This is a genomic window from Pseudarthrobacter sp. DSP2-3-2b1, from assembly GCF_049895945.1.
Taxonomy (GTDB): domain Bacteria; phylum Actinomycetota; class Actinomycetes; order Actinomycetales; family Micrococcaceae; genus Arthrobacter.
Genome location: NZ_JAFCTI010000010.1, coordinates 79,114 through 97,645 on the forward strand (window position 1 = coordinate 79,114; position 18,532 = coordinate 97,645).

The window sequence follows — 18,532 nt, forward strand, 5'->3', positions numbered from 1 at the left end:
CCCGCTGAAACTAATGTTTCAGCGGGACTCTTGGTTTGTCCGGTAGTGCTCCGGCCAGGCCGGGGCGGTTACCTTGAGCTATTAGAGCGGACGGATGTTCTCTGCCTGCGGGCCCTTGGGGCCCTGGGTCACATCGAATTCGACCTTCTGGTTCTCATCCAGCGAGCGGTAGCCGCTGCTGGCGATAGCCGAGTAGTGTGCGAAAACGTCGGCTGACCCGTCGTCAGGGGCAATGAAACCAAAACCCTTTTCGGCGTTGAACCATTTAACTGTGCCTGTTGCCATGCTGCATTCCTTCGTGTGACTCTGAGTTGCTCCGCCGGCACAAAGGCCCCCGGTGCTGCGAACTTCATCCGCTTTCCCAAACGTACGGGGCTGGCGGCCTGCTTGCAAGGGTATTTGTCCCTATATGGCGCTATAGTCTGGGCAACATGGGATCAATCGCTGTGGTGATACCGTCCAGAAACGATGCTGACATGCTGGCTTCATGCCTTGCGATGCTGAAAAAACAGACCCGTCCGGCTGACGAAATAATCGTGATAGACAATTCCAGCACCGACCATACCGCTGCCGTCTGTGACGCAGCGGGCGTGCGCAGGATCCCGGTCAGCCTGCCTGGAATTGCCGCATCCACGGCGGCAGGTTTCGACGCGGCGGAGTCCGGGATCATCGCCCGGCTGGACACGGATTCGCGGCCGCCAACGGATTGGCTGCACCGGATTGAAGCTATCCTTGACCGGACCGGCCCCTTGTCCGCAGTGTCCGGGCCGGCATATTTCTACGGTGCGAACAGGCTGGTGTGTTGGCTGGGCCGCCACGTCTACCTGCGTGGTTTTTTCTGGGCCGTCGGCCTGCTGATGGGCCACACCCCGCTCTTCGGCTCAAACTTTGCCGTCCGGTCCGAGGTCTGGGCGAGGCTCAGCGGTACCGTCATCCGCGACAATGCGCGGGTCCATGACGACTTTGATATTTCGTACCACCTGCGTCCCGATATGACCGTCACTTACGATCCCTTGCTCCGGGTGGGCGTCTCGGCGAGGCCGTTCAAAAATCTCCAGTCAATGCGGAGCAGGATGGCGATGACGCTGGAAACATTCCGGATGGAATTCGCAGCCGAGCCGCCGTTACGGCGCCTCGCCGAGCGCCGGCGGTGGGAACGCGAACACGGCAGGCGGCCCTGAGTGCCTACCGGAACCCGGCCCTACCGGGGCCGGCCCTGAGTGCCTACGCGTTCCCTGCGTAGAGGTCGAGGAGGTCGCGGGCGAATTCATGCGGTGACGTCTCGCAGGGGCTGTGGCCTCCGCGGTAGACAGCGACCCGGGCGCCGATGGAGCCGGCGAAACGCTGATGCAGTTCAAGTGGCCAGAGATCGTGTTCACCCACAGCCACCAACTTCGGCACCGTGGCGGCGGCCAGCTCCTGCCGCAGGTCCGGCGTCCGCTTCATCAGTTCATAGATGTCGCGCACAGACTGGCGGCGCGTGAACCGGAACCTGTGCTTGACGAATATCAGCCGGTGCGGAGTGATTCTGTTGAAGTTCCGGCGGATACCCCAGACCATCAGGGCAGCACCTGCCCGGCCATTGGCCCAGCCGGTGAACCTGCCGAACCTGCGCACACCCCTGAAGCCCTGCCCGGGCTCCGGCGGGCAGCTCAGGAGGGTCAGGCTGCGGAAGAGCTCCGGCCGGCGGGTGTACGCAATCTGCGCCACTATGCCGGCGAAGGAGTACCCGACAACGTGGGCCGGGCCTTCGCCGGATTCGAGGACCGCCAGGAAATCGTCTACGAAGAGCTCATAGTCGTAGTGGTTCCGGGGTGGGACAAGGTTTTCCGGCCCGGCGCCGGCGGATTCATATTGCCCTGCCAGGTCGTAGCTGACCACCTGGAAGCCGGCCTCCGCGAGGTCCGGCATCATGATGGCGAAGTCCTCCTTGGAACCCGTGACTCCGGGCACCAGCACCACGCGGGGGTTCTGGGGCTTTCCCATGGTTGCCATCGCGAGGCTGCCGCTGGGTGCTGCAAAGCGGGAACGTACCGAGCCCTCAGGCAGGACAGCCCAGTCCCAGTCCCGGACCTCCGCCTTTTCGCGGGTGGTCCCGTCCATGGGCCCGGCTGAAGGCGCTGGGGTTTGCCCGTCCTGACGTTTGTTCGGCTCGTGCGACGCCATGGATCAAAGATAGCCCCCAACCCGGCAGGAGCACGTTGCCGCGGCAGGAGCGCTTTACCCGGCCACCCGGTCCACGAAGGCGTGGAGCCGGCGGTAGACCTCCTGCGACTCGGGATAGCGGTAGTTCTGCTGCCACGTGTGTTCGGTGTTGCTTGAGGCCCAGTCGTAGACCAGCGCGTCAACCGGTATGGAATGCTCGCGCAGGCGGTTGATGTAGTTCAGGTTGGCAGTGTAGAAGTAGTCGCGTTCGGACGTGGTGACAAGGACCGGCGGATGGCTGGAATCCAGCCACTCGATCGGGGAGAGGAACCGGGCGGCCCGGCGCAGCCGCGCATGCCGTCCCGGTTTGGGCGCCCGGCCGGCCCGGTCCCCGTGGCCCGGGATCAGCATCCGGACGAAGTTCAGGCTAAGGACAAAGCCCTTCTCGAAGAAAACGGAGAAGTCCACCACGCTGCAGTGCTGCACCAGCCCCTTGATGTCCTTAGCCCCGACGGCGGGGCGGAGATCGTAGTGGCCTGCAAGTTCCGGACGGAGCGTCGCAGCAGTGAGCAGCGCCGCGATCTGGCCGCCGGCGGAGTCGCCCCCCAGGACGAGGCGGTGGGGGTCCCCGCCGAACCGGCTGATGTTCCGCTGCACCCAGTTCAGCGCCGCGTTCGCATCGTCGAGGACATGGGCCATGTGGAATTCGGGGGCCATCCGGTAATTGACGTTGACCACCACCATGCCGGCCTCGGCCTGGCTCGCGCAGTATTTGGTGAGGGCGGCTTTATCACCGGAGGTCCAGCCGCCGCCATGGAAGTAGACGTACACGGGAAGGGCCGGGGATCCGTCATCCGGGGTGGAGGGCGCGATCACATCAAGGAGTTGGTAGCGATGACCCTCGCCGACGAAGTCGATGTCGAAGGTATATTCCAGGCCGGTGATGGGGTCTTTGTTGAAGCGGGCCTTTTCGCTGGAACTCAGGCTGTGCATCAGCAGGCGCCAAGCCCATACAGGCACGCGGCGCAGGGAGCGCCGGACCCTGCTGGCCAGAACAGAGTCAGCCGGGTGGGTTTTCACGGCAAACCGCGGAAATCATGTTCTCAGCGTACTCCCGGCACAGCATGTCGCCTCGAACGAAATTTGCCCCCCGCTGACGCCGGAGGGACCGGGCAACAGGACGGGCCCCGGAGGATCTCCGGGGCCCGTCCTGGGATTATGGAGGCTGGTCAGCGCCTCTTCAGCATCCCGCGGATACGGTTCGCGAGGGTTCCGCCGGCCCTGCCCGCTGTGTTGGCGCGGCCCGCGGAGTTCATCCCGCCGGTGCGGCGCACCGCTCCGCCGGCCTTCGTCCCACTCGTGGTCCGGCCCATGGCATTCCTGATGATGTTGCCCAAATTCATTGGAGCTCCTTCAATCCTGGTAAGCATGCAGATGAATCATCAGCATGCTTACTATTCTAACCGGGATACTGACTAAGGGGTAGCCGCTCAACGTCAGGCGCAGCAGCAGGCGCAGCCAACGCGGGGTAAGACCCGGCCCAAAAGTCCGTCCGGACCGGGCGGGTATGTCCCGCCGCGTTACTCCTAGAGGGCTTCGAGGACGCTGACGTAGTTGGCGATTCCCACGCCGCCCATGTTCTGCACGGCGGCCCGGCGTGCGCGGCCCAGCTGCATGCCGCCGGCCGTCCCGGTGAGCTGCATCGCGGCGATGACGTGCTGCGAGACTCCCGTGGCGCCAACGGGATGGCCCTTTGCCTTGAGGCCGCCGGAGACGTTGACGGGCAGTTTGCCGTCCTTGAAGACCCAGCCTTCCTCGAGCGCCCGGGCGCCCTGGCCCCGTTCGGTCAGGCCCATGGCCTCGTACATCAGCAGTTCGGCGATGGTGAAGCAGTCGTGCACCTCGGCGAAGTCCAGGTCCTCCAGCCCGACGCCTGCCATCGCCAGCGCGCGCTGCCAGGACACTCGGGTGGCAGCGAAGGCGGTGGGGTCCCGGCGTTCGGCCGGGAAGAAGTCGTTTGCCTGGCCGAACCCGGCGAGCCGCACCGGCGCGGTGGCCCCGCCGGTGGGTGAGGTGGAAAGCACGACCGCGGCGGCGCCGTCGGACACGGGGGAGCAGTCGGTGCGGCGCAGCGGGTCAGCCACCATCGGGTTTTTGTCCGAGACGGTGCGGCAGAACTCCTCACCGAGGTCCTTGCGGAGCTGGGCGTACGGGTTGTCCACGCCGTTGCGGTGGTTTTTCGCAGCGATGGTGCCCAGGACGTCACCCAGCTTCCCTGAACCCGATTGCCCTGAACCGCTGCCGTAACGCTTGCTGTAGTGCTTGGCGACGTCGGCAAAGAGCCCGGTGAAGCCCGTGGTGGAGGTCTGGCCGGCCATGTCGTAGTCAGCGCCGAGCAGGGCTGCACCTACTACGTCGGCGCTGGCGTGGGTCATCTTTTCCGCCCCGATCACCAGCACCGTTTTGGCAGTGCCTGCCAGCAGGGACTTGGTGCCCTGCTGGAAAGCTGCCGAACCGGAGGCGCAGGCGTTCTCCACCCGGGTGGCGGCCACGTTAGCCAGATCCGGGGACACCTGCAGCGCGAGCGAGGACGGGAAAGCCAGGGGCATCATGCCGGAATTGAACTGGCCAAGATAAATCTCGTCGATCTGGCCGGGCTCGATGCCGGCGTTGCTGATGGCTTCGGTGGACACCTGGACGATCAAGGATTCGAGCGTCTCGTCGGTCAGTTTGCCGAACCGGCTGTGGCCCCAGCCGGTGAGCAGGACATCCTTGCCGAACTGTTCGCGCAGGCTCACGCTGTGGCCCCTTCCAGTGCAGGAGTGGTCTCTTCCAGGGCGGCCGTAAACGCAGCCTCGGTCTTCCCGCGGAGTTCGTCCACGGTAACCCCCGGGGCCAGACGCGTCAGCGTCAGCTGCCGCCCGCCGTCGTCCGTTTTCACCAGGTCAAAAACTGCGAGGTCACTGATGATCCGGTCCACGCAGCTCAGGCCGGTGAGCGGCAGGGTGCATTCAGTGACGATCTTGGCGGTGCCGTCCTTGGCGTTGTGTTCGGTCAGCACCACCACGCGGGGTGTGCCGGCGACGAGGTCCATGGCGCCGCCCATGCCCTTGACCATCTTGCCGGGGATGGTCCAGTTGGCGAGGTCGCCATTGCCCGAAACCTGCATGGCGCCGAGGATGGCCACCTTGACGTGGCCGCCGCGGATCATGCCGAAGGACGTTGCGGAATCGAAGATGGATCCGCCGTCGAGCACGGTGACGGTCTGCTTGCCGGCATTGATGAGGTCCGCGTCCTCCTCGCCCTCGTACGGGAACGGGCCCATGCCGAGCAGTCCGTTTTCGCTCTGCAGGACAACGCGGACGCCGCGCGGGAGGTTGTTGGCCACCAGCGTTGGGATGCCGATGCCGAGGTTGACGTAATCGCCGTCGTTCAGTTCTTCAGCTGCGATGGCAGCCATTTCATCCCTGGTCCAGGCCATGGGGTTCTCCTTAGGTAGATGCCGCTGGGCAGATGCAGGGGTCAGGCAGATGCGAGTTCGGCGCGCGGGCGGACGGTGCGCTGTTCAATGTCCTTGATCCGGTTGCTTGCCTGGACCAGCCGCTGGACGAAAACGCCCGGGGTGACGATGTGGTTCGGATCAAGGGCGCCCGGCTCCACAATGACTTCGGCCTCAGCGATGGTGACCGCACCTGCCGTTGCCACCACCGGGTTGAAGTTCCGCGCCGTGTAGCGGTAGAGGAGGTTCCCGTCGGTGTCTGCCGTGTGCGCGTGGACAAGCGCGACGTCGGCCCTGATGGCGCGCTCCTGCACGTACGTTTCGCCGTCGAACTCGGCCAGCGGCTTTCCTTCCGCCACGAGCGTTCCCACGCCCGTCTTGGTGAAGAACGCCGGGATGCCGGCGCCGCCGGCGCGGAGGCGTTCAGCCAGGGTGCCCTGCGGGGTGAACTCGACTTCGAGTTTGCCGGCGAGGTACTGCTCGGCGAACAGTTTGTTCTCGCCCACATAGGACGCGATGACCTTCCGGACCTGCCCGGCCTCGATCAGGACACCGAGGCCCTTGCCGTCCACGCCCATGTTGTTGGAGGCAACCGTCAGGTCCCGCACGCCGGAATCGCGGACGGCCTCGATCAGGTCCGCGGGGATGCCGCTGAGGCCGAAACCGCCAACGGCGAGCGTCATGCCATCCCGGAGCACGTCCGCCAAAGCAGCGGCGGCATCGGATTTCAGTTTGGACATTGGCGTCTCCTCGTTGAGCTTGGCGGTTCCAGTATTGTTGCCGGGATAATCCACTTTGTGGACTTAGGGCCTGAATTGGGAGCGTACGTGGCTGTGTGGTGGCCTGTCAAGGCCAGATATTTCGTTGAAAAGACGCCATTTCTACACTGTGGACGATAGGCTATGTGGTATCCACAATGTGGACGATTGGTATGAATTGAGGAGTGAAATGACGCAGGTTCCAGTGCAGGGCGCCCAGGTTGTCAGCCGCATCGCCGGTCTGCTGCGCATCGTCGGGCACAGGGCGGAGGGGTGTTCGCTGGTGGAGGTGGTGCGGGAATCGGGCCTCACCCGGCCAACCGTCCACCGGCTTCTGAGTTCGTTGGCGTCCGAGGGCCTGCTGGACCATGATGCCCGCACCGGTAACTGGGTTTTGGGGCCGGAGATCCTGCTGATGGGGTCGGTGGCTTCTGCCCGGTTCCCGTTGGAGGACATCGCCCGGCCAAGCTTGCGCAGACTGGCTGAGGAAACCGGTGAAAGCGCCTTCTTCTCCATCCGCCGCGGCTCCGAGACAGTGTGCCTGCTGCGGGAGGAGGGCAGCTTCCCGGTCAGGTCCTTTGTGCTCCACGAAGGCGTCCGTTTTCCGCTGGGTGTCGCCTCGGCCGGAACAGCGATCATGGCTTTCCTCCCCGAGGACGAGCAGGAACAGCTGCTGGCACACTGGGACGCGCACGCCGGGCCCTTCGCGGCGGCGCACACGGTGGACGTCGTCCGCGCCAACCTCGCCCGGACCCGGCAGGCAGGCTATGCCGTGAATCCCGGCCTTGTCCTGGAGGGCAGCTGGGGGATGGGGGCCGCTGTCTTTGATCAGGCGGGCAGGCCTGCGTGGGCACTGTCCCTGACCGGCATTGAACCACGCTTCCGCGCCGAACGGCAGGAAGTCCTGGGCCGGCTGCTGATGGAGGAGGCCCACCGGATCACGGTGCAGCTGGGGTCCGGCAAAGACCTGTTGTGAAGCCCGGGGGCTGGTCCTACCCTTGCGGTAGGGCCGGACGCCGAGGGCGCCGGCAGGGGCGCTGGCAGGGGGCGCTTGCAGGGGCGCGCCGGCAATGGAGCCGGCAGTAAGGGAGCAGGAATGAGCACCAGGATCTACTTCACCGAATACGGCGGGCCCAACGTGCTGCAGGTAGGACCCGAGGAGCTGCCTCCTCCCGGTTCGGGGCAGGTCAGGGTGGAACTCCGGGCCGTGGGTGTCAATCCTTTTGACTGGAACCTCGTGGCCGGAGTGCTCAAGGACGTCGCGCCGCTGGAATTTCCTTCCGTCCCCGGCAGCGAGGCAGCAGGCGTGGTGACTGAGGTGGGGCCCGCCTTCGAGGGCTTTGCCGTAGGTGATGAAGTGATCTGGAGCGGCTTCACCGGCGGCTACCGGACCGAGGCAGTGGTGTCAGCCGAACAGCTGACTCCCGTCCCGGTGGGAGTCAGCCTGGAGCAGGCGGCCTGCGTCCCGGTTGCGGGAGGAACCGCATATTCGGCGCTGAAGCAGCTGAAGGTCGGCCCCGATGACGTTGTCCTGATCCACGCGGCCGCCGGCGGAGTGGGTTCCGCCGCCGTCCAGATCGCCCAGGCTTTCGGCGCCAGCGTGATCGGGACAGCCTCTGAGGATAACCAGGACTACCTGCGGGAACTGGGCGCGTTTCCGGTGACCTACGGGCCGGGCCTGGCTGAACGTGTCAGGGCCGTCACTGAGGAAGTGGGGCCGGTCACCGCTGTGCTGGACGCGGTGGGCAAGGAGGAGTCCGTCGCGGCTACTGTGGAGCTGCTTCCGGACCGCAGCCGGGCCGTGATCACCGTATCTGGCCTGCACTCACAGGAAGCCGGGATTGCCAAAATCCGGCTTCTGGACGGCCGGGTCCGGGAAGCTGCCACCCTGGCAGCCGAAGGACTCCTGACTTTCACCATCTCCCAGCGTTTCCCGCTGATTGAAGCCGCGGAGGCGTTGGAAGCCAGCCGCACCGGCCACGTCCGTGGAAAGATCGTGCTTTTTCCGTAGGCCCTTTCCGCGAGGGTCAGCGGGTTCCCGGCCCCACTGCTGCTACTTCCACCACGTGTCGAAGATAGTGACAGGGACGGTGCGCTTGTGCCGGGTCCGGACGTACTTTTCCTCGATCTTTTCTGCCACCTCATCGGGGACCTCGCGGCCTTCAAGGTAATCGTCTATCTGGTCGTAGGTGAGGCCCAGCTCGTCCTCGTCGGTGCGTCCGGGCCGGTCATCGAGAAGGTCTGCCGTGGGAACCTTGTCCCACACGCGGGCCGGGGCGCCCAGCTCGGCCAGCAAGGCGCGGTTCTGCCGCTTGTTCAGGCCGAACAGCGGCAGGATGTCCGCGCCGCCGTCGCCGAACTTCGTGAAGAAGCCTGTAACGGACTCGGCGCCGTGATCCGTACCGATCACCAGGTAGTTGTGTTCGCCGGCCAGCGCGTACTGGGCGATCATCCGGGTGCGGGCCTTGGTGTTTCCCTTATGGAAATCGGAAATCTCCGAGCCCACTGTCTTCTCGAACTCGTCCTCAAAACCGTCCACGGCAGCGGAGATGTTGAAGGTCCATTCCGTCTTGGCCCGGACGAAGTCCAAAGCGGCCTGTGCGTCGTCCTCGTCATGCTGCACACCGTAGGGGAGCCGGACAGCAACAAAGTTGGCCTCCACACCTTCCGCTTCCAGTTCCTCCACCGCAAGCTGGGCGAGGCGGCCCGCCAGTGATGAGTCCAAGCCGCCGGAGATCCCCAGGACAAAACCCTTCGTATGCGTGGCCCTCAGGTACTCCTTGAGGAAATCAACCCGCTTCCGGACCTCTCCGGCAGGATCGATCCGGGGCTGAACGCCCATTTCGTCAATAATGGTGGCTTGGAGTTCGCGCATGTGACCCAGCCTAGCCAGCAGTGTCAACAGCGCTCAACTATGTCGAACCGGCCCCGTGGAGCCGCGGACCGTGAGATGCGTGGGCATCAGGGAACGGCTGCGGTTGCCGCCGCCGGCAGGGGGGTTCAGCTGGGCGAGGAGCATGGACACCGCCACCCGGCCGGCCTGTTCGATCGGGGACGCCATGGTGGTCAGCGGGGGATTGCAGAAATCGGCGCCGAAGATGTCGTCGCAGCCAACAACGCTCATATCTTCAGGAACCCGGATTCCGCGCTCACGCAGGCGCTGCAGCATACCGATGGCGATGAGATCGTTGAACGCAATGCAGGCGGTGACGCCGGAATGGACGGCCGCGTCCGCCGCAGCGGCGCCCGATTGGGTCTTTGGTGCGAACGGCCCCAGCCGCCGCACCTCCACCCCGCGGTCCTCGGCGGCGGCCGCCAAAGCGTTCCAGCGCAGCGTGCTGGACTGAGACGTGAGCGGACCGGCCATAAAGGCAATGCGCGTGTGGCCCAGGGAAACCAGATGGTCCAGTGCCTGGGTGGTGGCCGACGGTGTATCAATGACGACGGCGGGCACCCCCACGACGTCGCGGTTGATGGTGACGATGGGTACTTTGGCAGATGCGGCCAGCAGCGCCTCATCACTGAGCCTGGAGGCAGTCACGATGATTCCGTCCGCACTCTTGCGCAGCTGCTCCATGCTGCTGGCTTCCACCTCATCCGATTCCTCGGTATCCACGAGCAGCTGCGTGTAGCCCGCGGCTTTGAGCTGCAGCTGGGTGCCCCTGATCAGGTCAAAGTAGAACGGGTTGGTGATGTCCGGTACAAGCACGCCAACCGCGCCGGTGCGGCCTGAACTCAAGGCTTTGGCCTGGCTGTTTGGTGTGTAGTTCAGCTCGGCCGCTGCCGCTTCGATACGGGCGCGGGTGCGGATGTTCACGCGGTCCGGGGTGGACAGTGCGCGCGAAACCGTGGACGCCGCCACTCCGCAGATGGCAGCGATGTCATGGATGGTGGCAGGACGCTCGGTTCCGGCTGCTTGCATCGCCATGGCGTTCCTCTCTGAACGGATGACATGGGGTGTTGTGACCGTTGCCACAGCCCTTGTCTCTTAGATTGCCACAGAATGTCAACATTTGGCAATCGGTTGTCATTGTGTGGCAGGGTGTCTAGACTTAGCGAGGAACCGTGTGAACCAAATCACCCCGCGCGCCGGAGCGGCAATTAGGCTGTGCCGTCGCGGGCACAACCTAGGAGATTCCCGTGACCGAAACAGTAAGCGCAACAAAAACCGTCTGGCCGCTCTCAGGATTCGGCGATGAAGTGGATCCTGATCCTGCCATCCAGGCCGCGGTCCTGCTGGCTCTGGGTGCCCGCCACATCGAAGTACGCAGCGCCTGGGGCGTGAATGTCTCGGAACTGCAGCCCGAACAGGTCTCCCAGCTGAAGGACATTCTGGATGAGAAGGGCCTCAAGGTCTCGGCCGTGGCGAGCCCCATCGGCAAGGTTTCCATCAACCTGCCCGTAGAGCACGAGGTGGAGCGCCTGCGCCAGATCATCTCCGTGGCCAAGGGCCTGGACACCAAATACATCCGGATCTTCTCCTTCTACCCCGCCGAGGGGCAAAGCCCGGATGACATCCGCGAGGACGTCATCACGCGCATGCGGGCGCTTGCCGCTGAAGCCGAGAGCGCCGGCGTCGTACTTCTGCATGAGAACGAAAAGGACATCTACGGCGATACGCCCCAGCGGGTCCTGGACATCATGGAATCCGTAAGCTCTCCCGCGCTGCGCGTCGCGTGGGACAACGCCAACTTTGTCCAGGTGGGCGTCCGTCCCTTCACCGACGGCTACGCCATGCTCCGCCCGTACCTTGAATACCTGCAGGTCAAGGACGCCGTGATGGCCACCGGCGCCGTGGTGCCCTCAGGCGAAGGGGACGGCGAGCTGGACGCCACCATCGCGGCACTGAAGGCTGACGGCTACTCAGGCTTCGCCTCGCTGGAACCCCACCTCGCCAGCGCTTTTGAACTGGGCGGCTTCTCCGGCCCGGTGGCCTTCGGCGTCGCAGCCCGCGCCTTTGCCTCGCTGGCGGCCAAGAACGGAATCGAGCTGTCGTGACCGTCCTCAAGGCCGCGGTCATCGGCTGCGGTGATGTCTCGGCCGTTCATTTTGAGGCCATCGCAAAGCTCGACGGCGCGCGGCTGGCGGCAGTGTGCGATGCGGACCCCGCCCGGCTGGCGGCCGCCACCGCAGCCTATGGCGTGCCGGGGTTCTCTGATCACCTCAGCCTCATCGAGGCCATCGGACCGGACGTTGTCCACATCACCACGCCGCACAACAAGCACGCCTCGATCGCGGTGGACTGCCTTGACGCGGGCGTCAACGTCATTGTGGAAAAGCCCCTGGCGCACACCCTGGCGGAGGGGAACCGCCTGGCGGAGGCAGCCAAAGGAAGCGCAGCCAAAATAGGCGTCTGCTTCCAGAACCGCTACAACGCCACGTCCCAAGCCATGCACTCACTGCTGTCCTCAGGTGAACTGGGCGCTGTGGTGGGTGCCTCGGCCACCGTGCTGTGGCACCGCGACGCCGACTACTACCGCAGCCGGCCGTGGCGCGGCACGTGGGAGGGCGGCGGTGGCGGGCTCATGATGAACCAGGCCATCCACACGGTCGATCTGCTGCAGTGGCTGGTGGGAGACGTCACCTCGCTTTCGGGAAATGCTTCCACCCGGTTCCTTGGCGAGACGATCGAGGTGGAGGACACCGCGGAGTTTTTCGCGGAGCATGCAAACGGGGCCCGCAGCGTGTTCTATGCAACACTCGCCAACGCCGTGAATGCCCCCGTCACGCTGGACATCGTTACCGAAAAAGCCACCCTCAGCCTGCGGGGGGACCTCACAGTCACTTATGCCGATGGCCGGGTTGAGGTGGTCCCGGAGCGGGTGGTGGAGTCCGGCGGAAGAGCGTACTGGGGCGTCTCGCACGAACTGCTGATCTCTGACTTCTATGCGCGGCTCGCTGAAGAGGGTCCCTTCTGGATCGATCCCGCTGAGGCACAAAAATCCCTGGGGATCGTCAAGGAAATTTACCGCCAGAGCTACCCCGAAATGACGGGGCTGGTGTCTTGAGCACCGGCACCACAGTAAACACGCAAACAATCACATTGGAGGGCTAACATGGCCAACCCAGCCACAATCGGCGTTCAGGCAATGATGCTCAAGGACAGCTTCGCGGAGATCGGGGCGTTCGAAACGCTCCGCAAGGTCAGCGCGATCGGTTACAACGCCGTCGAAATCTCCCAGATCCCCATGACTCCGGAAAACGTCATTGAGCTGGACCGCTCCCGCGCTGAGCTCGGCATGGACATCGCAGCCCTGTCAGTGATGCTGGAAAAGCCTGAAGGCCGCCCGGGCGAATCACTCCGGAACGATTTCAGCAAAATCGTGGACGATGCCCAGCGCCTGGATTCGAAGCTGCTGCGCATCGGGATGCTGCCTTTTCCGGCCATGAAGTCCATTGACGCGGTGATCGACTTCGCCAAGGAAACCAACGGTTATGCCGAGCGCCTCCAGGAACACGGCATCAGCCTGTACTACCACAACCACCACATCGAGTTCGCGAAGTTCGACGGCAAGTACATGCTGGACATCATCGCGGAGAACTCCCCGGCCATGGGGATGGAAATCGATGTTCACTGGGTCCAGCGTGGCGGGCTCGATCCGGTCCGCACCATCGAAAAGTACGCCGACCGCACCGCCATGATCCACCTCAAGGACTACCGGATCGGCACCATGCCTGAAGCCGCTTTCGAGATGATGGGCAGCGGCGACTTTGCCGGCTTCATGCAGGAATTCAAGAACGTGGTCCAGTTCGCCGAAGTTGGCGAGGGGAACCTCGATTTCCCTGCCATCATCGCCGCCGCAGAGGCAGCCGGCGCACAGTACATGCTGGTGGAGCAGGACGAACTTTATGGCCGCACCGTATGGGAAGCACTGCAGACCTCACACGAGAACCTCGTGGCCATGGGCTTCTCGGACCGCTTCTAACCGCACCCAACAAGAAGGATAAAAACGTGAGCAAGAAAGTACGCCTCGGCATCATCGGCCTGGGCCAGCAGGGCGGTGCCTACGCCAGGTTCATTACGGAGGGACTGGTCCCCAACATGGAGATCGGTGCCATCTGCGACATCGATCCCGCCAAGAAGGAACTCGCCGCCAGTACCTACCCGGACGTCCCGTTCCATGACAACTACATCGCCATGCTGGAAAGCGGCGACGTCGATGCCGTGGTCACCTGCGTGCCGCACTTCCTGCACCCTGAGATGGGCATCGAGACGCTCAAGCGCAACATCCACGCGCTCGTCGAGAAGCCGGCCGGTGTGTACACGAAGCAGGTCAAGGCACTGAACGAGTTCGCGGCCAGCAAACCCGAGCTCACCTTCGGCATCATGTTCAACCAGCGCAACAACCCGCTGTACCAGAAGCTCAAAGAGATTGTGGATAACGGCGAGATCGGCAAGATCCGCCGCAGCAACTGGATCATCACCAACTGGTGGCGGCCCCAGGGCTACTACAACTCCAGCGAATGGCGAGCAACGTGGGGCGGCGAGGGCGGCGGCGTCCTGGTCAACCAGGCACCGCACCAGCTGGACCTGTGGCAGTGGATCTGCGGCGTGCCCAAGTCCGTCTACGCCAAGGTAGCCTACGGGTTCCGCCGTGACATCGCCGTTGAAGACGAAGTGACGGCACTGGTGGACTACGGAGACGGCGTCACCGGTGTGTTTGTCACCGCCACGCACGATCTGACCGGCACGGACCGCTTCGAAATCCTGGGCGACCAGGGAAAGATCGTGGTGGAAGGCAGCAAAACCGCCACAGTTACCCGCCTGAACAAGCCCGAACGGGAACTCAGCGACGGCATGGACATGGACGACGTCCGGAAGCTCTTTATGGGCGAACTGAACCCGGAGCAGTACTACACCACCGAGGTCATCGAGTTCGAGTCCGCATGGGGCAGCCAGCACTCAGGGGTGCTGGAAAACTTCGCCGCCAACATCCTGGACGGCACCCCGCTGCTCGCCCCGGGCTCTGACGGTATCAACGGCGTCCGCCTGGCCAACGCCATCCACCTCTCCAGCTGGACGGGCAAGGAAGTGGGGCTGGACTTCAATGAGGACGAGTTCCTGGCGGAACTGAACAAGCGCATCTCCGAAGAGGGCAAGTTCGCAGAGCGTTCCTGACCCGCTTTCTCGCTAGGATGGGGCGGTGACTGAACCCACGGCGCCACACGCCGCCCCATCCTCCGGTCCGGGCAAAAAGCCCGGCCGGGCCGGAAAGTCCAATGCGACGATCTACGACATCGCCAAGGTGGCCGGCGTCAATCCCTCCACGGTTTCCCGCGCCCTCAGCAAGCCGGGCCGGGTCAGCGCCAAGACGCAGAAGCTCATCGAGGAGGCCGCGGCCGGCCTGGACTACCAGGTCAACCCGTTTGCCCGGGCCCTTCCCACCGGGCGGACCAACACGTTCGGGCTGATCGTCGCGGACATCACCAACCCGACATTTTTCGACATCATCCGCGGCGCCGAGACCACTGCAACCGGCCGGGATTACACCTTGGTCCTGGCCGAGTCGGCGGAATCCCCGGCAACAGAACTCACGGCTGCCCGCAGGCTTATGGCCACGGTGGACGGCCTCATCCTGGCGAGCCCTCGCATGGACGATGACCACATCCGTGCCCTTGCGCTGGCCAAACCCGTGGTGGTCATCAACCGTGAGGTCGAGGGCATTCCGTGCGTGGTTCCGGACGTCAACAAGGGAATCGGCGAGGCCATCCGCAGCATGGCCGCGAACGGGCACCGCAAAGTGGCGTACGTCGCCGGGCCGCCGCAGTCGTGGATGTCGGAGCGGCGCTGGGAAGGCGTGCAGGCGGCCTGTGAATGGTCCCGGCTTGAGGCTGTGCGCCTGGAATCTTCCAAGCCAACGGTCGACGGCGGCCGGCAGACGGCGCGGGACGTCCGCGCCAGCGGTGCCACGGCAGTCCTGACCTACAACGACCTCCTGGCCATCGGACTGATGCAGGAGCTCCAGGCTGCCGGAATCGTGGTGCCGGACAAGATCAGTATCGTGGGCTTCGATGACATCTTCGGCGCGGACTTCACCACGCCGCCGCTCACCACGGTGCGCTCACCGCTGGGGGAGTGCGGCGAGGCTGCCGCGGGCCGGTTGCTGGACCTGCTGGGCGGAAGCGGTGAGGCGGCCGGCACGTTGCGCGTGGAAACCGAACTGGTGCTGCGTGGCTCCAGCGGGAGATTCGTAGCCTGACGGCAAGGCCAGCCGGTCCCTTCCGTCATTTGGCAATTCATGGCAACCGGTTGACAAATGCAGGTTCCAAGCCCGAACATTGTGCTATGTCACAGTCGATAGCTGCCAACCCAGACCGGCTCCTGCCCGCGGATCCAGGAACGCGCAGCATCGCGCGCGACCTCCTGCAACGTGTCCAGGACCTCCCCATCATTTCCCCGCATGGCCACGTTGACGCTGCTGTCATCGAACACAACACCCCCTTCCCGGATCCGGCCGCCCTGCTCGTCAGCCCGGACCACTACGTCACCCGCCTGATCCACGCCAGCGGCGTGCCCCTGGACCAGCTGCGTGGTTCCAATTCCTCGCAGCCTGATTCCCGTGGCGTCTGGCGCGAATTCTGCAAGGCCTGGCCACTTTTCGATGGGACGGCCTCGGGCTACTGGCTGCGCACTCAGTTCGACAGTGTCTTCGGCCTGGAACAGGAAATCAGTGCCGAGACAGCCGACGCCAGCTACGACGCCATTTCCGCCAGGCTCCTCGAGCCCGGCTTCCGGCCACGCCAGCTGTTCAAGGACTTCAACATCGAGGTCCTGGCAACCACCGACGATCCCCTGGATACCCTGGACAGCCACAAGGCAATCGCCGATGACCCCACGTTCAGCGGCCGGGTCCTGCCGACCTTCCGCCCGGACGCGTACCTGAACATTGCGCACCCCACCTGGTCTGAGAACGTTGACCGCCTGATTGCCGCGGCCGGTGATGGCGGTGCGGGCTACAAGGGCTACATCACCGCCCTGGAGAACCGCCGCCGCCACTTCGTGGACCGCGGCGCGGTTTCCGCTGACCACGGTGTCCGAACCCCGGCCACGCTGAAGCTGGACGACGCCGAAGCGCAGAAGCTGTTCGAGCGCGCCCGCTCCGGCCAGGCAACAGCCCAGGACCGCGACGATTTTGAAGCCCACATGATGTACCAGATGGCCCGGATGTCCGTACAGGACGGCCTGGTCATGACCATCCACCCGGGCTCATACCGCAACCACCACGAGCCCACGTTCAACGCTTACGGTGCAGACACCGGCCACGACATCCCGTTCGCCATCAACTACACCGAAGCCATCAGGCCCCTGCTGCAGGACTTCGGCACCGCCAAGGACTTCCACCTGGTGCTGTTCACCCTTGATGAGACCGTGTTCTCCCGCGAACTCGCGCCGCTGGCAGGGTTCTATCCGGCCGTCTACCTCGGCGCCCCCTGGTGGTTCCTGGACGCACCGGACGCCATGCTGCGCTTCCGTTCCGCCGTGACCGAAACTGCCGGATTCTCGCGTTCCTCCGGGTTCATCGACGACACCAGGGCGTTCTGCTCCATCCCTGCCCGTCACGATGCTTCACGCCGGATCGAAGCCTCCTTCCTGGCCCGGCTCGTCGCGGAACACCGCGTCAGCGAAGACCGCGCCCATGAACTGATCGTCGACATCGTCGATGGATCCCCGCGAAGGGTCTTCAAGCTGTGACCGCCGAACACGCAGGCGCTGAGAAGGCCGGACTTCCGCAGCTGAACCGGACCCTGCATCCGTCCCCGAAGCCCCCGGTGCGGATCGTGCACCTCGGACTGGGCGCCTTCCACCGCTCACACCAGGCCTGGTACACCCAGAAGGCCGCCGACGCAGCTGACTGGGGCATTGCAGCCTTCACGGGCCGCCGCCCCGACGCAGCCCTGGCCCTCGCCGAGCAGGACGGCCTTTTCACCCTCGTGGAACGGGCAGACAGCGGGGACTCGTTCACCGTCGTCGGCAGTATTGCCGAGGCCGTGGACGGCGCGGACGTGCAGCGCCTCGCTGCGCTCGTTTCAGCACCGGCAACCGCTGTGGTCACCCTGACCATCACTGAGGCGGCGTACCGCCTCGGAGCTGATGGGCAGCTAGATGCCTCAGCGCCCGACGTCGCCGCCGACCTTGCGCTGCTGACATCCGGCAGTGCGCCGTCGACGCCGCTGGGCAGGCTCGTGTTTGCCCTCGCCGCACGCCGCGCATCGGACGCAGGCCCGCTCGCCGTGGTCTGCTGCGACAACCTTTCGGACAACGGCACCGTGGCCCGCAACGCGGTGGCGGGGTTGGCCCAGGCATGGGACGCCGGCCTGGGCGCCTGGATTGCCGGGAATGTCAGCTTTGTCAGCACGTCCGTGGACCGCATCACGCCGCGCACCACGGATGCCGACATCGACGCCGTCGCGCAGGCCTGCGGGTACCGCGATAATTCACCGGTGGTTGCCGAGCCCTTCGCCAACTGGGTGCTCAGCGGCGACTTCCCCGCCGGGCGGCCGCGCTGGGAAGACGCCGGCGCGGTGTTCGTTGACCACATCGAGCCTTATGAGAACCGCAAGCTGTGGCTGCTCAACGGCGCCCATTCCCTGCTGGCTTATGCAGGCCAGCTCCGCGGGCACACCACGGTGGCGGAGGCCCTGGCCGACCCCGTCTGCCTGGACGCCGTGGAACGCTTTTGGGACGAGGCCGAGGCGAACCTGTCCGGTGCTGGGGCCGGGGGCGCGGACCTGCAGATTCCCGCCTACCGCGCGGCGCTGCTGGACCGCTTCAGCAATGCCCGCATCGCCCACCACCTGGCACAGATTGCCATGGACGGCAGCACCAAGCTGCGGATGCGGGCCGTTCCAGTGATGCTGGCCGAGCGCTCCCAAGGCCGGTCCGGCGCGGCCGCGGCACTCATGATTGCTGCCTGGATGGACTTCAGCGCTGCGGCGGAGAATTTCCAGGATCCGCTGGCAACTGAGGTTGCCGTGGCAAACCGCCTGGCCGGAACCGAGCGCGTGCGTGCTTTGCTGGAACTGGTGGATCCGGCCGCCGCTGCAGATGCCGGCGTCGTCGGGTTGGTGTCTGGCCTGCTCGGGCATTTCGTGGCGGCTGCCCCTGTCCGGTAGGCCGCAGACTGTCAGG

19 protein-coding genes are annotated in these 18,532 nt (G+C 64.9%); 10 read left to right on the forward strand and 9 right to left on the reverse strand.

The genetic code is table 11. The features are described 5' to 3' along the window. Positions 1-81 precede the first annotated feature (81 nt). The gene (locus tag ACP7AX_RS13390) at positions 82-285 is read right to left on the reverse strand and encodes a cold-shock protein (RefSeq protein ID WP_013599688.1); all 204 of its coding nucleotides are present in this window, start codon (positions 283-285) and stop codon (positions 82-84) included. A 146-nt stretch (positions 286-431) separates the two neighbouring features. On the opposite strand from ACP7AX_RS13390, the gene ACP7AX_RS13395 reads away from it, so the two are divergent. Beyond that, positions 432-1,181, forward strand: coding sequence for a glycosyltransferase family A protein (locus ACP7AX_RS13395; RefSeq protein WP_426226932.1), 750 nt, complete (start codon positions 432-434; stop codon positions 1,179-1,181). Positions 1,182-1,224: 43 nt separating this feature from the next. Here ACP7AX_RS13395 and ACP7AX_RS13400 read toward each other — a convergent pair whose 3' ends face one another. From ACP7AX_RS13400 to ACP7AX_RS13425, 6 genes are all read right to left on the reverse strand, one after another. Beyond that, entirely contained in the window at positions 1,225-2,103 is an 879-nt protein-coding gene (locus tag ACP7AX_RS13400; protein ID WP_426227058.1) for an alpha/beta fold hydrolase, read from the reverse strand. Positions 2,104-2,220: 117 nt separating this feature from the next. Continuing rightward, a complete protein-coding gene (locus ACP7AX_RS13405) occupies positions 2,221-3,225 on the reverse strand; it encodes an alpha/beta hydrolase (RefSeq protein WP_426226934.1) in 1,005 nt (334 codons plus the stop codon). 149 nt (positions 3,226-3,374) lie between these two features. Next, complete coding sequence (locus ACP7AX_RS13410) at positions 3,375-3,548, reverse strand: hypothetical protein (RefSeq protein ID WP_426226936.1); 174 nt, start codon at positions 3,546-3,548, stop codon at positions 3,375-3,377. Between the two features lie 183 nt (positions 3,549-3,731). Beyond that, positions 3,732-4,943, reverse strand: a complete 1,212-nt coding sequence (locus tag ACP7AX_RS13415; protein ID WP_131684624.1) for a thiolase domain-containing protein — start codon at positions 4,941-4,943, stop codon at positions 3,732-3,734. Next, positions 4,940-5,626: a 3-oxoacid CoA-transferase subunit B gene (locus tag ACP7AX_RS13420; RefSeq protein ID WP_426226938.1), complete on the reverse strand. Its 687-nt coding sequence runs from the start codon at positions 5,624-5,626 to the stop codon at positions 4,940-4,942. Before ACP7AX_RS13420 ends, ACP7AX_RS13415 begins: the two co-directional genes overlap by 4 nt. A gap of 41 nt (positions 5,627-5,667) precedes the next feature. After that, entirely contained in the window at positions 5,668-6,384 is a 717-nt protein-coding gene (locus tag ACP7AX_RS13425) for a CoA transferase subunit A (protein WP_426226940.1), read from the reverse strand. Between the two features lie 208 nt (positions 6,385-6,592). Between ACP7AX_RS13425 and ACP7AX_RS13430 the strand changes: the two genes are divergently transcribed. Together ACP7AX_RS13430 and ACP7AX_RS13435 are read left to right on the forward strand one after the other, a co-directional pair. Continuing rightward, a complete protein-coding gene (locus ACP7AX_RS13430) occupies positions 6,593-7,378 on the forward strand; it encodes an IclR family transcriptional regulator (protein WP_426226942.1) in 786 nt (261 codons plus the stop codon). Positions 7,379-7,498: 120 nt separating this feature from the next. Continuing rightward, a complete protein-coding gene (locus ACP7AX_RS13435) occupies positions 7,499-8,413 on the forward strand; it encodes an alcohol dehydrogenase catalytic domain-containing protein (protein ID WP_131684620.1) in 915 nt (304 codons plus the stop codon). Positions 8,414-8,455: 42 nt separating this feature from the next. Here the strand turns inward: ACP7AX_RS13435 and nadE are convergent, their stop codons facing one another. Both nadE and ACP7AX_RS13445 read right to left on the reverse strand, forming a co-directional pair. Further along, positions 8,456-9,277: an ammonia-dependent NAD(+) synthetase gene (gene nadE, locus ACP7AX_RS13440; RefSeq protein ID WP_131684619.1), complete on the reverse strand. Its 822-nt coding sequence runs from the start codon at positions 9,275-9,277 to the stop codon at positions 8,456-8,458. A 33-nt stretch (positions 9,278-9,310) separates the two neighbouring features. Continuing rightward, complete coding sequence (locus tag ACP7AX_RS13445; protein ID WP_426227060.1) at positions 9,311-10,324, reverse strand: LacI family DNA-binding transcriptional regulator; 1,014 nt, start codon at positions 10,322-10,324, stop codon at positions 9,311-9,313. A gap of 218 nt (positions 10,325-10,542) precedes the next feature. Here ACP7AX_RS13445 and ACP7AX_RS13450 point away from each other — a divergent pair, with 218 nt between their 5' ends. The 7 genes from ACP7AX_RS13450 (at position 10,543) to ACP7AX_RS13480 (ending at position 18,516) form a co-directional block, all read left to right on the forward strand. Continuing rightward, positions 10,543-11,400 carry a TIM barrel protein gene (locus tag ACP7AX_RS13450; protein WP_131684618.1) on the forward strand — a complete coding sequence of 286 codons (858 nt, stop codon included), beginning with the start codon at positions 10,543-10,545 and terminating at the stop codon, positions 11,398-11,400. Further along, positions 11,397-12,410, forward strand: coding sequence for a Gfo/Idh/MocA family protein (locus ACP7AX_RS13455; RefSeq protein ID WP_426226945.1), 1,014 nt, complete (start codon positions 11,397-11,399; stop codon positions 12,408-12,410). Before ACP7AX_RS13450 ends, ACP7AX_RS13455 begins: the two co-directional genes overlap by 4 nt. Positions 12,411-12,458: 48 nt before the next feature. After that, complete coding sequence (locus ACP7AX_RS13460) at positions 12,459-13,328, forward strand: sugar phosphate isomerase/epimerase family protein (protein ID WP_426226947.1); 870 nt, start codon at positions 12,459-12,461, stop codon at positions 13,326-13,328. Between the two features lie 26 nt (positions 13,329-13,354). Continuing rightward, complete coding sequence (locus ACP7AX_RS13465) at positions 13,355-14,521, forward strand: Gfo/Idh/MocA family protein (RefSeq protein WP_426226949.1); 1,167 nt, start codon at positions 13,355-13,357, stop codon at positions 14,519-14,521. 25 nt (positions 14,522-14,546) lie between these two features. Next, positions 14,547-15,602, forward strand: coding sequence for a LacI family DNA-binding transcriptional regulator (locus ACP7AX_RS13470; protein WP_426226951.1), 1,056 nt, complete (start codon positions 14,547-14,549; stop codon positions 15,600-15,602). An 86-nt stretch (positions 15,603-15,688) separates the two neighbouring features. After that, entirely contained in the window at positions 15,689-17,095 is a 1,407-nt protein-coding gene (gene uxaC / locus ACP7AX_RS13475; RefSeq protein WP_131684610.1) for a glucuronate isomerase, read from the forward strand. Next, positions 17,092-18,516 carry a mannitol dehydrogenase family protein gene (locus tag ACP7AX_RS13480; protein ID WP_426226954.1) on the forward strand — a complete coding sequence of 475 codons (1,425 nt, stop codon included), beginning with the start codon at positions 17,092-17,094 and terminating at the stop codon, positions 18,514-18,516. The genes uxaC and ACP7AX_RS13480 overlap by 4 nt, the downstream gene beginning before the upstream one ends. Positions 18,517-18,532: the final 16 nt, after the last annotated feature.